Source organism: Streptomyces sp. HSW2009 (assembly GCF_040240285.1).
Classification (GTDB): Bacteria; Actinomycetota; Actinomycetes; order Streptomycetales; family Streptomycetaceae; genus Streptomyces.
Window position 1 is genome coordinate 1 of record NZ_JBEHZD010000139.1, and the last position, 15,143, is coordinate 15,143.

General features: G+C 73.4%; 9 protein-coding genes and 1 pseudogene. 6 read left to right on the forward strand and 4 right to left on the reverse strand.

Features of this window, described 5'->3' with window-relative positions; genetic code table 11:
• The 5 genes and pseudogenes from AAHZ94_RS13340 to AAHZ94_RS13360 all read left to right on the forward strand — a co-directional run.
• Positions 1 to 306, forward strand: a pseudogene (locus AAHZ94_RS13340) (hypothetical protein); the annotation flags it as partial.
• Between the two features lie 262 nt (positions 307 to 568).
• Entirely contained in the window at positions 569 to 841 is a 273-nt protein-coding gene (locus AAHZ94_RS13345) for a dsRBD fold-containing protein (RefSeq protein ID WP_349993066.1), read from the forward strand.
• An 866-nt stretch (positions 842 to 1,707) separates the two neighbouring features.
• Entirely contained in the window at positions 1,708 to 5,064 is a 3,357-nt protein-coding gene (locus AAHZ94_RS13350) for a S8 family serine peptidase (protein ID WP_502964661.1), read from the forward strand.
• Between the two features lie 419 nt (positions 5,065 to 5,483).
• Complete coding sequence (gene pepN / locus AAHZ94_RS13355; RefSeq protein WP_349993068.1) at positions 5,484 to 8,078, forward strand: aminopeptidase N; 2,595 nt, start codon at positions 5,484 to 5,486, stop codon at positions 8,076 to 8,078.
• Between the two features lie 92 nt (positions 8,079 to 8,170).
• The gene (locus AAHZ94_RS13360; RefSeq protein WP_349993069.1) at positions 8,171 to 8,344 is read left to right on the forward strand and encodes a hypothetical protein; all 174 of its coding nucleotides are present in this window, start codon (positions 8,171 to 8,173) and stop codon (positions 8,342 to 8,344) included.
• Positions 8,345 to 8,579: 235 nt separating this feature from the next.
• On the opposite strand, the gene AAHZ94_RS13365 is transcribed toward AAHZ94_RS13360, so the two are convergent.
• The 4 genes from AAHZ94_RS13365 to AAHZ94_RS13380 form a co-directional block, all read right to left on the reverse strand.
• Positions 8,580 to 9,548: an acyl-ACP desaturase gene (locus AAHZ94_RS13365; protein WP_349993070.1), complete on the reverse strand. Its 969-nt coding sequence runs from the start codon at positions 9,546 to 9,548 to the stop codon at positions 8,580 to 8,582.
• 606 nt (positions 9,549 to 10,154) lie between these two features.
• The gene (locus AAHZ94_RS13370; RefSeq protein ID WP_349993071.1) at positions 10,155 to 11,186 is read right to left on the reverse strand and encodes a LysR family transcriptional regulator; all 1,032 of its coding nucleotides are present in this window, start codon (positions 11,184 to 11,186) and stop codon (positions 10,155 to 10,157) included.
• 545 nt (positions 11,187 to 11,731) lie between these two features.
• Positions 11,732 to 11,974, reverse strand: coding sequence for a hypothetical protein (locus AAHZ94_RS13375; protein WP_349993072.1), 243 nt, complete (start codon positions 11,972 to 11,974; stop codon positions 11,732 to 11,734).
• 167 nt (positions 11,975 to 12,141) lie between these two features.
• Positions 12,142 to 12,426, reverse strand: coding sequence for a hypothetical protein (locus AAHZ94_RS13380; RefSeq protein WP_349993073.1), 285 nt, complete (start codon positions 12,424 to 12,426; stop codon positions 12,142 to 12,144).
• A gap of 544 nt (positions 12,427 to 12,970) precedes the next feature.
• Between AAHZ94_RS13380 and AAHZ94_RS13385 the strand changes: the two genes are divergently transcribed.
• Positions 12,971 to 15,143: beta-N-acetylglucosaminidase domain-containing protein (locus AAHZ94_RS13385; RefSeq protein ID WP_349993074.1), on the forward strand; the 2,173-nt coding region annotated here is incomplete at its 3' end.

Here is a 15,143-nt window from a genome sequence, read left to right on the forward strand (position 1 = left end):
CCCCCCCCTTTTTTTCCCCCCCCCCCCCCCCCCACCCCCCCTCGGCGGCCGGCGGGGGGGCGCGTTTTGTTTAAACCGACGGCGGCGCCGGTGCCACCGGCGGCGGCGAGCAGGGCGCGCCGGTTGACGGCGGCGACGGCCGAGGTGGCCGACGACGCGGCGGAGCGGATACGGGACCGGGCGATACGGGACATGCGCGATCTCCCCGAGTCGGTGCGCGGAGGCGGGATCTGGAAGCGGCCCTGGACGTGTGCTGACCACTGCCGTCACTGGGGATGTTTGGCAGCGGGAGTGGCCGGTGCGTGAACGCGGCGGCAACGTGCGACGCCCATCTCCGCACGTGGATCACCACCCCGGGGCACGGCCACTGACCGCTCGCCGGCCGGCATGGAACCGGCATGGAACTGGTCACCACGTGTTCACCAACGAGGGGAAGGCGGCCGGGCCACGCACGGCGCCCGGGCCGGGGGACGGCGGCGCTCCCGGCCGGCCCCGGGTGCGCGGCGGCGGGGCCGGTGCCAGCATGTGAAGTGGGTACGAGCGACGCGCCGCGTGTGAGGAGCCCACCGTGACTGGCACAAAGAAGTGGAACGCGGAAATCACCATCACCGAGGTCGGCCGCGAGGTGACCGCCGAGGCCAGGCTGCGCGGCGAGAACAGCGGCTCGCTGGTCGGTCACGGCACGGCGATACGCAAGGCGACCGATGCGCACGTGCCCGCGATCGGCGACGAGCTGGCCGCCGCGCGGGCGTTCTCCGACCTCAGCCACCAGTTGGTGCACCACGCCGCCGAGGACATCGAGGCGCACACCCGCCAACCGGTGGACCACCTACGGGTGTGAGACCCGCCGCCCCACCCCTGGCCTAGCGGCGGCCACGACCCCACCACGACCGGCGGAAGCCCGCCGCGTCCGGTGCGGGGTGGGGTACGGCTGCTTGCGCCCGGGCTGGTACCGGGGCAGGTGTCGGGGCTGGTACCGGATCGAGTGGGGCGGCCCGCGGCGGGCCCGGTGCGTGGCCGCGTACGGCTGCTTGCACGGGGCTGATACTGGTTCCCAGTCCGGCTGCCCGCGCTGAGCCCGGTGCGTTGTCGCGTACGACCGCTTGCGCCAGGTCCCGTACCGGGGCGCGGACGGCCATCCCCGCCGAACCCGGCGCATCGTCGCGTACGGCTCCCCGCGCCGGGCCCCGCAGGGACAGCTCAGGCCGCACCCAATCACCCTGGCCACCTGGGCCACGCTGGTCACACGGGCCGCGCGGGCGCACCGGCTGCCCGGTCCAGACGGGCCGCGCGGGCCGCCCGGTCCAGACGGGCCGCGCGGGCCACCCCGACCACACGGGCCACAGCCGACGATCCCACCGCCCGCTCCGCCCCCCCGCCGCCCCCCCGTGGGGCGGCTGCACGTGCGGCCCGGACCCCGCGCCCGCCCCCGACACACCCACCCCGGACAGCCGGCCGCCCCACCACACCCCGTCCGCGCACCCGTACGGCCACGCAGGCGCCCCGGCCGGGCGGCGGCCACGCGCGCTGCGGCGACGATCACCCTCCACATCCGGCGCCGCGCCCTCCACGGCATTCCGCATGGTTCGTCGCTTCTCGCGCGTGGCGGGAATGTGCCAATCGGAACAACTGGCCTGGGCGGCTCTCCCCAAGTACGCGCGTCTCCACAACAGTGAACGGTCTGTTGGCACCGTATTCCGAATAAGGATGCCCATGTTCCGATCACCTGTTGACATATCCCGGGGAAAGTCCGGTAAGAGACGCACGGCCCGCATCGTGCTCGCGGCCGGTCTGGTAGCGGCGCTCTCCGCGGCCGGCGCGACCCCGGCACTGGCCGACGGGCCCGCCGGCACCCCGCTCACCGACGCCGCCAAGGCCGGCCAGGCGGACCCCGCCAAGCCCGCCAAGGACAAGCTCGGCGCCGCCGACGCCAAGCTGCTCGCCGAGGCCAAGGCCGAGGGCGACAAGACGATCACGATGATGGTGGCCGCCGCCCCGGGCTCGACGGAGCGGGTGGCCGGCGCACTGGACGCGGTCGAGGGCGCCTCCGTGGGCCGCACCTACGACAAGCTCGGCTACGTCCGGGCCACCGTCCCCATCGGCCGGGCCGACCAGGCCATCGACCGCGCCAAGCAACTGGCCGACGTGCACGGCATCGACCTCAAGCACGACATCCGGCTGCCCGACCCGACGCCCGGCGGCGACTCGGTGCGCGGCGCCTCCGCCGGGAAGTCCGGCCACTACCCGGCCCCCGGCAAGCACACCCCGGCGAAGAACCCGTACCAGCCCGCGTTCGAGACCGGCGCCGTCGACTTCGTCGCCAAGAACCCGCGGGCCGACGGGCGCGGCGTGACCATCGGCGTGCTGGACTCCGGCGTGGACCTGGCGCACCCCGCGTTGCAGAAGACCACCACCGGCGAGCGCAAGATCGTGGACTGGGTGACGGCCACCGACCCGATCACCGACGAGGACGGCACCTGGCGCCCGATGACCACCACGGTCTCCGGCCCGGCCTTCTCCTACCAGGGCCGCACCTACACCGCCCCCGACGGCACGTACCGGGTCAGCCGGTTCGCGGAGAAGATCACCGACGGCGGTCCGGACGGCAGCGACTACCACGGCGACGTCAACCGGGACGGCGACACCACCGACAGTTGGGCGCTGCTGTACGACGCGGCGGCGGGCACCGTACGGGTCGATCTGAACGACAACGGTGACTTCACCGACGACGTGGCGATGAAGCCGTACCGGGACGGGTACCAGGTCGGCTACTTCGGCACCGACGACCCGAAGACGCCGGTCGCCGAGCGCTCGCCGTTCGTCGTCGAGATCCGCAAGGACGTGCCGCTCGACCCGCTGGGCGGCTCCAACGTCGGCAAGAAGGCCGACTTCGTCAACGTCGGCATCATCGAGTCCGAGCACGGCACCCACGTCGCGGGCATCACCGCGGCCAACAAGCTGTTCGGCGGCCGGATGAACGGTGCCGCGCCCGGTGCCAAGATCGTCTCCTCGCGGGCGTGCAGTTGGGGCGGCGGCTGCACCAACGTGGCGCTGACCGAGGGCATGATCGACCTGGTCACCAAGCGTGGCGTGGACATCGTCAACATGTCGATCGGTGGCCTGCCGCCGCTGAACGACGGCAACAACGCCCGCTCCGAGCTGTACACCCGGCTCATCGACACCTACGGCGTGCAGCTCGTCATCTCGGCCGGCAACAGCGGCCCGGGCGTCAACACCATCGGTGACCCGTCGCTGGCCGACAAGGTGATCAGCGTGGGCGCCGGCGTCTCGAAGGAGACCTGGGCCGCCAACTACGGCTCCGAGGTGAAGCGGAAGTACGCGCTCTTCCCGTTCTCCTCGCGCGGCCCGCGCGAGGACGGCGGCTTCACCCCGACCGTGGTCGCCCCGGGCGCCTCGATCAACACCACCCAGACCTGGATACCCGGCGGCCCGGTCAAGGAGGCCGGGTACGAACTGCCGGTCGGCTACAGCATGCTCCAGGGCACCTCGATGGCCTCCCCGCAGGCCGCCGGCGCCTCGGCGCTGCTGCTCTCGGCCGCCAAGCAGCAGGGCGTCAAGCTCACCCCCGCCACCCTGCGCACCGCGCTGACCAGCACCGCCCACCCGATCCCGGGCGTCCAGGCGTACGAGCAGGGTGCCGGCCGGATGGACGTGGTGGCGGCCTGGAAGTCGATCCGCCGCGGTGCGCAGGCACATGCGTACACGGTGAAGGCGCCGGTGAAGTCCGCGCTCTCGGACTACCTGAAGACCCCGGGCTTCGGCACCGGCGTCTACGACCGCGAGAGCGGCCTGAAGCCCGGCCAGTCCAAGACGTACGACCTCACCATCACCCGCACCTCGGGCCCGACCGGCACCGTGTGGCACACGCTGCGGTGGCGGACCAACAGCGGTGCGTTCCGGCTGCTGGGCCGCGACGTGGTGGGGCTGCCGCTGAACAAGCCGGTCACCGTGCAGGTCAGGGCCAGGCCCGGTGCGGTGGGTGCGCACAGCGCGATCCTGGAGGTCAACGACCGGCGCACCGAGGGCGTCGACCAGCAGATCCTGAACACCGTGATCGTGGCGAAGCCGCAGGTGGCCCCCGGCTACTCGGTCAAGGAGTCGGGTTCGGTCCAGCGCAACGCGCCCACCTCGTACTTCGTGTCCGTGCCCAAGGGCGCCAAGACCCTTGAGGTGGCGCTCGACGGGCTGCGCGGCAAGAGCCAGACCCGGTTCATCGCGATCGACCCGTACGGCGTGCCGGCCGATTCGACCTCGTCGATCGTCTGCTACCCGCACTACGACAACCCGGCGAACACCTGCCGCCCGGACCGGCGCGCCTACGCCAACCCGATCCCGGGCGTGTGGGAGATCGAGGTGGAGGCGCGGCGCACCTCGCCGTACCTGGACAACCCGTACCGGCTCGCGGTGAACGCGCTGGGCAGCACCTTCGCGCCGCAGACGCAGGAGCTCGCGGAGGCGAAGATCGGGCAGGCCACGCCGGTGGAGTGGAAGGTCAGCAACGAGTTCGGGCCGGTGGACGGCAAGCTGCGGGGCGGGCCGCTGGGCTCCGCGCGCACCGAGCAGCCCACCATCAAGCAGGGCCAGACGTACTCCACCGAGGTGACCGTGGCCGAGGGCGCCACCCGGCTCGACGTGGCGATCGGCGGTGCCGCCGACACCAAGTCCGACCTGGACCTGGCCGTGGTGTTCGACGGCCAGGTGGTGGGCGACTCGACCTCGTCGGGCTCCAACGAGAAGGTGTCGCTGGCGGCGCCGAAGGCGGGCACCTACACCATCGAGGTGGCCGGCTACTCGGTCCCGTCGGGCAGCACCGCCTTCGACTACCAGGACCTGTTCTTCGCGCCGTCGCTCGGTGAGATCAAGGTCGAGGCCGGCAACCGAGTCACGCTCGGTAACGGCGAGTCCACACAGGTCAAGGCCGATGTCGTGGTGGCGGGGCCGGCCCCGGAAGGCCGCTCGTTCTTCGGTGAGCTGGCGCTGGTCAACAAGGCGGGCACCAGCACCGGCGTGGGCAGCGTGCAGATCAAGAAGGTCATTCCGTAACGCACGCGGTGTTCCGCACTCGGTGTGGCGCCCACGGTGGCCCGCACCGGGTGTGGCGCCCACGGCGTTCCGCGCCGGGTATGACACCAAGCAGAACATCATGTGACGTTTCCTGACATCCACTCCGCTCACGGGCGGCACCTGCGGGGCGAGCCAGCGACCCCGGCTCGCCCCGCAGGCGCTCCACCGCCGCTCCACCGCCCCGTGCACCAGCCCGTGCGTTCCGCCCGTACGGCCGCCCGGGCACGCCGCGTGAGGCCCCGGCCGCGCGCACCCCGCGAGATCCCCGCCCGCACCGCGCGGCGAGCAGTCCTCGCCACGCGGGGGCCCGTCCCCGCCGCCCTCTCGATATTCCGCGAGGCGGCCACATGCGGCGTGGAAGGATGGCCACTACGTCTAAATCGTTAGGAGATGCCCAGGTGCCTGGCACGAATCTGACCCGTGAAGAGGCGCAGGAGCGGGCGCGCCTGCTCACCGTCGACGCGTACGAGATCGACCTCGATCTCTCCGGTGCGCAGGAAGGAGGCACCTACCGCTCGGTCACGACGGTCCGGTTCGACAGCACCGAGGCCGGTGCCTCCTCCTTTATCGACCTGGTCGCGCCCACGGTGCACGAGGTGGTGCTGAACGGCAGCCCGCTGGAGCCTGCCGAGGTCTTCGCCGACTCCCGGATCGCCCTGCCCGACCTGCTGGCCGGCCGCAACGAGCTGCGGGTGGTCGCCGACTGCGCGTACACCAACACCGGCGAGGGGCTGCACCGCTTCGTCGACCCGGTGGACCAGCAGGCGTACCTGTACACCCAGTTCGAGGTGCCGGACGCGCGCCGGGTGTTCGCCTCCTTCGAGCAGCCCGACCTGAAGGCGACGTTCCAGTTCACCGTGGTGGCCCCGGAGGGCTGGACGGTCATCTCCAACTCGCCGACGCCCGAGCCCAAGGACAACACCTGGGCCTTCGAGCCGACGCCGCGCATCTCCAGCTACATCACCGCGCTGATCGTCGGCCCGTACCACAGCGTGCACAGCAGCTACGAGACGGACGGGCGCTCGGTGCCGCTGGGCATCTACTGCCGTCCCTCGCTCGCCGAGTACCTGGACGCGGACGCGATCTTCGACGTCACCCGGCAGGGCTTCGAGTGGTTCGAGGAGAAGTTCGACTACGCGTACCCGTTCGCCAAGTACGACCAGCTCTTCGTGCCCGAGTTCAACGCCGGCGCGATGGAGAACGCGGGCGCGGTCACCATCCGTGACCAGTACGTCTTCCGCTCCAAGGTGACAGACGCGTCGTACGAGGTGCGGGCCGCCACCATCCTGCACGAGCTGGCCCACATGTGGTTCGGCGACCTGGTCACCATGGAGTGGTGGAACGACCTGTGGCTGAACGAGTCGTTCGCCACCTACGCCGAGGCCGCCTGCCAGGCGTACGCCCCGGGCTCGAAGTGGCCGCACTCGTGGACCACATTCGCCAACCAGATGAAGACCTGGGCGTACCGGCAGGACCAACTGCCCTCCACGCACCCGATCATGGCGGACATCCGCGACCTGGACGACGTGCTGGTCAACTTCGACGGCATCACGTACGCCAAGGGCGCCAGCGTGCTCAAGCAGCTCGTCGCCTACGTCGGGCAGGACGAGTTCTTCCGCGGCGTGCAGGCGTACTTCAAGCGGCACGCCTTCGGCAACACGCGCCTCTCCGACCTGCTGGGCGCCCTTGAGGAGACCAGCGGGCGGGACCTGAAGACCTGGTCGAAGGCGTGGCTTGAGACGGCAGGCATCAACGTGCTGCGCCCCGAGATCGAGACCGACGAGAACGGCGTCATCACCTCCTTCGCCGTCCGCCAGGAGGCCCCGCCGCTGCCCGCCGGCGCCAAGGGCGAGTCCACGCTGCGCCCGCACCGGATCGCGATCGGCGCCTACGACCTGGACTCGGACGGCAAGCTGGTGCGCGGCGCCGGCGTCCCGGCCGGCGAGGACTGGGGCCGGATCGAGCTGGACGTGGACGGCGAGCTGACGCAGGTGCCGCAGTTGGTCGGCAAGCCGCGCCCGGCCGTGGTGCTGCTCAACGACGACGACCTGTCGTACGCGAAGGTCCGGCTGGACGAGGAGTCGCTGCGCCAGGTCACCCAGCACCTGGGCGACTTCGCCGAGTCGCTGCCGCGCGCGCTGTGCTGGGCCTCCGCCTGGGACATGACCCGCGACGGCGAGCTGGCCACCCGGGACTACCTGGAGCTGGTGCTCTCCGGCATCGGCAAGGAGAGCGACATCGGCGTGGTGCAGTCGCTGCACCGGCAGCTCAAGCTGGCCCTTGACCTGTACGCGGCGCCGGAGTGGCGCGCGGCGGGCCTGGCCCGCTGGGGCGAGGCCGCGCTCGAACACCTGCGGGCCGCCGAGCCCGGCAGCGACCACCAGCTCGCGTGGGCGCGCGCGTTCGCGGCGACCGCCCGCACCGATGCGCACCTGGACCTGCTGGCCGCGCTGCTGGACGGCAGCGAGAGCATCGACGGCCTGGCCGTCGACACCGACCTGCGCTGGGGGCTGCTGCTGCGGCTGGCCGCCACCGGGCGGGCCGACGAGGCGGCCATCGCGGCCGAGCTGGAGCGGGACAAGACCTCGGCCGGCGAGCAGCACGCGGCCAGCGCCCGCGCGGCGCGCCCCACCGAGGCGGCGAAGGCCGAGGCGTGGGCCGCGGTCGTGGAGTCGGACACGCTGCCGAACGCCATGCAGGAAGCGGTCATCAACGGCTTCGTCCAGACCGACCAGCGCGAACTGCTCGCGCCGTACGCGGACAAGTACTTCGCCGTGGTCAAGTCCGTCTGGGACGGGCGCAGCCACGAGATCGCCCAGCAGATCGCGGTCGGGCTCTACCCGACGATCCAGATCTCGCAGGCCACGCTGGACGCCACGGACGCGTGGTTGGCGAGCGCCGAACCGACCCCGGCCCTGCGCCGCGTGGTCACCGAGAACCGCGCCGGCGTGGAGCGTGCGCTGCACGCCCAGCAGGCGGACGCGGCTAGCTGAGCGCTGGGCCGGGCGCTGGCGCTGGGCTTGGGCTTGGTGTTGGGCCCGGGCTTGGTGGGCCCGGGCCGTCCCGCGCGGCTCGCTGACGCGATGTGAAGCGCCGCAGGCCACGGCCTGATCGGCAGAAGCGGGGGGGGGGGGGGGGGGGGGGGGGGGGGGGCGGCCCCGGGGTTGGTGGGGGGGGGGGGGGGGGGGGGGGGGGGGGCCGGGGCCGGCCCGGGGGGGCGCGCTGCCGGTTGGGCACCCCCCGCCGCCCACGGCGTTAGCGCAAGACGGGGGGCGGGCCTCCGGGAGGGGGGCGGCCGGCCCCCCTTTTTTGGTGTGGGCGCGTTGTGGTGTGGGCGTACGGCGGGCTCGCCCCGTACGCCCGTACGCGCGGCGGCCCCCGCCCGATGAGGGGGCGAGGGCCGTCAGACGAGGGCCGTTGCCGTCGCGAACGGTGGAGGTCGTCGCGGAGCGGCGGGGCCGGCGGGCCCGTCCGCGGGGGACGGGCCCGGGTGTTCACTTCCTGTGGGCCGCCCGGCGGGCGAGCAGCGCGGCGCGGCGCTCGTCGAAGCGGGTGGCCTGGTCGTTGAGGCCGCCCATGAACAGGCCGAGTTCCTCCTGCGCCTGGAGCCCCTCGGGGCCGAGCCCGGTGATCTCCAGCACCTTCAGGAAGCGCAGCACCGGCTGGAGCACGTCGTCGTGGTGGATGCGCAGGTTGTAGATGCCGCCGATCGCCATCTGCGCCGCCGCCCGCTCGAAGCCGGGGATGCCGTGGCCCGGCATCCGGAAGGCCACCACGACGTCGCGCACGGCACACATGGTCTGGTCGGGGGCCATCTCGAACGCCGCCGAGAGCAGGTTCCGGTAGAAGACCATGTGCAGGTTCTCGTCGGTCGCGATGCGCGCCAGCATCCGGTCGCACACCGGGTCGCCCGAGTGGTGCCCGGTGTTGCGGTGCGAGATCCGCGTGGCCAGCTCCTGGAACGCGACGTACGCCACCGAGTGCAGCATGCTGTGCGCGTTGTCGGACTCGAACCCCTCGGACATGTGGGACATCCGGCAGTTCTCCAGCTCCACCGGGTCCACGGCGCGCGAGGTGAGCAGGTAGTCCCGCATCACGATGCCGTGCCGCCCCTCCTCGGCGGTCCACCGGTGCACCCAGGTGCCCCAGGCGCCGTCACGGCCGAAGAGAGTGGCGATCTCGTGGTGGTAGCTGGGCAGGTTGTCCTCGGTGAGCAGGTTCACCACCAGCGCCACCCGGCCGACCGCGCTGACCTTCGACTGGTCGAGTGCCCATGCCTCGCCGCCCATGACGCCGTCGAAGTTGCGGCCGTCGCTCCAGGGCACGTACTCGTGGGGCATCCAGTCCTTGGCGACGCGCAGGTGTCGGTTGAGCTCGGTCTCGACGACCTCTTCGAGCGCGAACAACAACTGGCTGTCGCTCCACGCGGCCTTTCCGGTACGACGGGGTATGGCGGTGGTCACAGCGGGGACTCCTGGGGACGGGGAGTTGCGGACTACTGGGGACGTGTCCGACCTACGGTTCCGTAGGTTACGACAACGTAGGTTAAAGCGTCCGTAAACGCCAAGCCGCTCACCCCCGGTCCTCCCCCGCTCGACCCGCCGACCCACCCCCACCCGGAACCTCCGACTCCGCGCCCGCCCCCTGCCGAGTGCACCCCTCTCCCACCCTTCTGACCTGCTACGGAGCACTCTGCTGCGCCGTCGCTGGCGGCACTACGGGGCGACTCGTACGCGGCCGAACCACCGACCGTGCGGGTGGCCCGACGGCCGGTTTCGGGGTTGGTGGGCACGTTCGTGCGGTGGGGCGCTGAGGAGTGGCGGGGCGAGGAAATCGCGGGACGCTGCGGGGAGGGGGCGGGGAAGGGGTGGGGCGCTGGGGAGTGGCAGGGGCGAGCACATTGCGGGGGCGCGGGGCGTGGCCGGGTGTGGGGAAGCGGTGGGGCGCGGGGACCCGGTGAGGCGCGGCAATGTGGTGGGGAGGGTGGGGAGGGGGAGGGCACTGGGACCTGGTGAGGCGCGCGAAAGTGGTGGGGGCTGGGTGGTTCGGGCCGCGGCCCCCGCCCTGGGCTACCCGTTGCCGAGTGGGGCGCTCGGTCCGGCGTCACCGACGGTCGCGGTCGTACCGGTCGGCTCCGCCGCGGGCCGCGCCGCGGCGGCCTGCACCGCGGCCGGTTCGGGTGCGGCGCGGCGGGTCGCCGCGACCGCTTGCAGCGCGTCGAGGGCGCGGGCCAGCGCTGGCGCCCGTTCGGCGCCGCGGCGCACGGCCGCCACCACGTACCGACGCGGCCGGTCCGCGTGCAGCACCCGGACCGCGACCGCGGGGTCGGCCCCGCCGTACGGCACCGCGGTCGCCATCCGCGGCACCAGCGCCACCCCCATCCCGGCCGCGACCAGCGCGAAGACCGCGGGCCAGTCGGCGGCGGCGTGCGCCCTGACCGGCGCGAAACCGGCCGCCTGGCACACGGCCGTGGTCGGCTCGGGCGCCGGCCCGCCGGCCGCGCAGATCCACGCCTCGTCGGCCAGGTCGGCCAGGCGCAGCCGCGGCGCGGCGGCGAGCGGGTGCCGGGCCGGCAGCGCGACGTCCAGCGGGTCGGCGAGCAGCGGCACCCGGGTGAACTTCGGGTCCTTGGCCGGCGGTGCGTACGCGGCGAGCGTCACCGCCAACTCGACCGCCCCGCGCGCCAACAGCTCGTACGCGTGCGCCGCCTCCGCCTGGTGGACGCGTACCGTGATGCCGGGGTGCCGGCGGCGCAGATGGCGTACGGCGGGCACCACGAGCGCCGCGATCGCGGTGCCGAACGCCCCGACCCGCACCTGCCCGCACTCCCCCAGCCGGTGGCCGGCGAGCTCTGACTCCGCGCGCTCCAACTGGGCGAACACGTCCTCCACATGGCGCAGTACGAGCCGCGCGGCGTCGGTGAGCCGCACCCCCCGCCCGTCCGCGGCGACCAGCGGCACGTCCAACTGTTTGGCCAGCCCGGAGAGCTGCTGGGAGACCGCCGAAGGCGTCATGCACAGAGCCTGCGCCGTCGCGGTCACCGTGCCCAGGTCGGCGAGGGTGCGCAGCACGCGGAGTCTTCTGAAGTCCCAGTCCGCCATGGGGGCAAGCTATCCAGCCGGGCGCGCCGGACAGCGGACCGCAGCCGCCGGGGCGTCGCCCCCGGCAACTCTCCAACGGCCTGCTGACTGCGACAAGTTGACGGCTTTCGATGGCCGTACGACGCCACACGCACGGGGCAACGGAGCGTGCTCCGTGTGGCGCGCCACAGCGGTCACCGACGGGCCGACCGTCGGTTCGCCTCACGCCCCACACCCCACGATCCGCGATCCGCGATCCGCTCAGGACACGCGCGGGCGCGCACGCGTAGAGCATGCGTAGGGCACACGTAAGGCACGCGCAGGAGGCAGGCACACGGAGGAGCCGTGGCGGCCCCGGCGGGCCCGGGCGCCCCGGGGGCGGGTCTAGGTGATCCGGAGCGGGCCGAGGTGATCCGGAGCGGGTCTAGGTGGTCCGGAGCGGGCCGGCGCGGCCCGGGTTCACGCATGCGGCCGGGAGCCAGGGCGGCCAGCCGGGCCGCAGGCCGACCCGTACGCCAAAAACGCCCACGCCGAAAGGCGGTGGGCGTCTGGCGGTGCGGCGCGGGTCAGCTCGAAGGCAGCTTGTTGTTCTTGCTGCCGACCATCACCAGGCCGGCGATCACGAGGAACGACACGATGGGCGCGGCGACGTAGAGACCGAGCGTCTCCATGACGCTCAGACCCGGGCCCGGGTCGTCACCGTCGTCGCGGGTGAGCGCGAACGCGGGGGACGACATCAACATCATCAACGTCAGCCCGGCGGTGACCGTACCGGCGCGCAGGGCGTTCTTCTTGGCCTTAGTGCTCACAGCAGCAATTTACCCAACCCCTCACACCACCGCGCGCCCGGGGTCACCCCCACCGCGGCCGTACCCGCCCCGCCGCGGCTCCGCCGCCGGGCCGCACCCCGCGCCCGCCGGCGCGCAGGGCGCCCAGGTGGCGAGGGGCCGCCGGCCGTCCGCGCGCGGGGTGGGCGTCAGGACGCCAGCGACTCGGGGGCCGCGCCGGCACGCTCGACCGGGTAGGCGGCGGCGGTGGGCTCGCTGGTCAGCGGAAGTTCGGCGCCCAGCGGCGGTTCGCTGGTCAGGGGGGCCGCGTCGGACAGCGGCGGCTCGCTGGTCAGGGGCTGTTCGGCGAACCCGGAGGAGCCGGAGCCGTCCAGTCCGGACTCGGGGTCGGACACGCCCTCGTAGAGGTCCGGAGGGGACGGCTCTGCCTGTTTGGCATGGGCAAACGGAAGGGCTTGCACGGACGCGGCCACACGGGCCTCCTGAGGTCGGTGGGCAGTCAGACACGTCGAGCCCTACCCACAGATGGCGGGGACAGACGTATCCCGCACTCAAACGTGCTTCAGGTCACATCGTCCCCCCGCGAATGATTTCCCGCCCACCGAGGCCGCAGACCGTCAGATCTGGACCGCCGCACGCACCACGGCGACGGATTTACGGGAGGGGTTCGGCCGCCTGGCCCACCCCGCGGGTCACCGGCGCGCCATCCCGGCGCTCCGGCCAGCTCCCCGCGCCTCGATCGATCGGCGCCACCGACGCCCCGCTGCCCGGGTGGCGGGCTCGCCCCCTCCACGCACATCCCCGTACGACGCGTCCGCCGTGCCCGGGCGGGCACTCAGGTGGTCCGCAGCGGGGCGTCATCCACACCCCCATTGGAGTTATCCGTTTATCCGACAACTGGTTATCCACAGCCGTCGCCAGGTCCTGGCCGCATCCACCACAATCTCCGTAACGCCATGATCGCGGCGCCCGCCGCAGAAGACGGACGTGGCGTTGTGGAGAGTTAAGGAGGGGGCCGTGCGGCTCCGGGGGAACAGGGCGACAGCGGCGCGGGCCACGACCGCTGCGGGCGCGACCGCCGTGGCCGCCGCCGTCATCGGCGGGCTGCTCGGCTCCGCGCCGGGCGCCGCGGCTGCGCCGCTGCCGGGACCGCGGGAGGCGCCGAGCGCCGCCGAGGCACCCGAGAGTTCCGCGACCGGGCTGCCACCGGTGTGGCCGCGACCGCACGCGATGCAGCCGGCCGGCACGCCGGTGACGGTCACCGACGAGGTGCAGGTGGTCGCCGCCGCGGACGCGGACGCAGCCGCGCTCGACCTGCTGCGCTCCGTGCTGCGCACGGCCGGCGCTCGTACGGTGGTCGACGCCTCGCCTGGCGACCCGCTGCCGGCGGGGTCCCTGGTGGTGTACGCGGACGGGCAGCCGGCGGACGACGCGCTGCGGGCGCTGCGCGCACCGGCCCGCGGCGACCTGCCCGCCGGCGGGTATCGCCTGGCCACCGGATTCGCGCAGGGCCGGGCCGTCCTCGCGCTGTCCGGCGTCGGACCCGACGGCCTGTTCCACGCGGTGCAGACGCTCCGTCAGCTCCTGCCCGACGGCGCCGGACAGGCGGGCGACCGGCGCATGGTGCCGGGCGTGCTGGTCCGGGACTGGCCCGCCACCCGCGCCCGCGGCATCACCGAGGGTTTCTACGGGACGCCGTGGACCCACCGACAGCGGCTTGACCAGATCGACTTCCTGGGCCGCACCAAGCAGAACCGCTATCTCTACGCCCCGGGCGACGACACCTTCCGGCAGGCCCGCTGGCGCGATGCGTACCCGGCCGAGCGGCGCGCCGAGTTCCGGGAACTGGCCGAGCGGGCCCGGCGCAACCACGTGACGCTCGGTTGGGCGGTGGCGCCCGGGCAGGCCATGTGCTTCGCGTCGGAGAAGGACCTGACGGCGCTGGAGCGCAAGGTGGACGCGATGTGGGCGCTGGGCGTGCGCTCCTTCCAACTCCAGTTCCAGGACGTGAGCTACAGCGAGTGGCACTGCGGCTCGGACGCCGACGCCTTCGGCTCGGGGCCGCGTGCCGCGGCCCTCGCGCAGGCGAAGGTGGCCAACGCCCTGGCCGCGCACCTGGCCGCGCGACACCCGGAGGCCGAGCCGCTGTCCCTGCTGCCCACCGAGTACTTCCAAAAGGGCGCGACGGAGTTCCGCGCGGCGCTCGCTGATGCGCTGGGCCCGCAGGTCGAGGTGGCCTGGACCGGGGTGGGCGTGGTGCCCAAGACGATCACCGGCAAGGAGCTGGCCGAGGCCCGCACGGCGTTCGCCCACCCGCTGGTCACCATGGACAACTATCCGGTCAACGACTACGCGCAGGACCGGCTCTTCCTCGGCCCGTACTCCGGGCGCGACCCGGCCGTGGCGGGCGGCTCGTCCGCGCTGTTGGCCAATGCGATGCGCCAGCCCACGGCGTCCCGCATCGCGCTGTTCACCTCGGCCGACTTCGCCTGGAACCCCCAGGGGTACCGGCCCCAGCACTCCTGGCGGGCGGCCGTCGACGACCTCGCGGGGCAGGACCCGCGGACCAGGGTGGCGCTGCGGGCCTTCGCCGGCAACGACGCGTCCTCGCTGCTCGGCGGCTGGGGCCGGGACCGTTCGCAGACCGTGCCCGAGTCGGCGTACCTGCGCCCGCTGATCGACGAGTTCTGGGCGGCCCGCGACGCGGCCCCCGGGGCGGCCCACTCCTCCGCCCCGCGATCGGCCGGCAGCCCCGGCGGCGTCGATGACCAGCGGTTGCGGCAGGCGGCTGAGCGGCTGTCGGCCGCGTTCCGCACCCTGCGCGAGGCGCCCGACCTGCTCGCGGAGACCTTCCACGGCGAGGTCACGCCGTGGCTCGACCAGTTGGGGCGGTTCGGTGCCGCCGGTGAGCACGCCGTCGGGGCGCTCACCGCGCAGGCGCGCGGCGACGGCACGGCGGCCTGGCGGGACCAGCGGGCCCTGCGCGCGGAGCGGAAGCGGCTCGCGGCCAGCCCGGTGACCGTCGGCAAGGGCGTGCTGCCCGAGTTCCTCACCCGTGCCGTCACCGAGATCGACGCCTGGTGGGGCCTGGACGCCGCCGGCGGCAAGGAGCGGGCGAAGAAGCTCACGCCCGCGGCGGGCGCGGAGTCGGCCGCCGACGGCGAACCGCCCCCCGCCATCCGCCCCCCGG

What these genes read in the sequence shown, in the direction of transcription:
- AAHZ94_RS13350 (WP_502964661.1), top strand. Translation starts at nt 1,708, where the DNA reads ATGCCCATGTTCCGATCACCTGTTGACATATCCCGGGGAAAGTCCGGT.
- AAHZ94_RS13370 (WP_349993071.1), bottom strand. Translation starts at nt 11,186, where the DNA reads ATGGCGGACTGGGACTTCAGAAGACTCCGCGTGCTGCGCACCCTCGCC.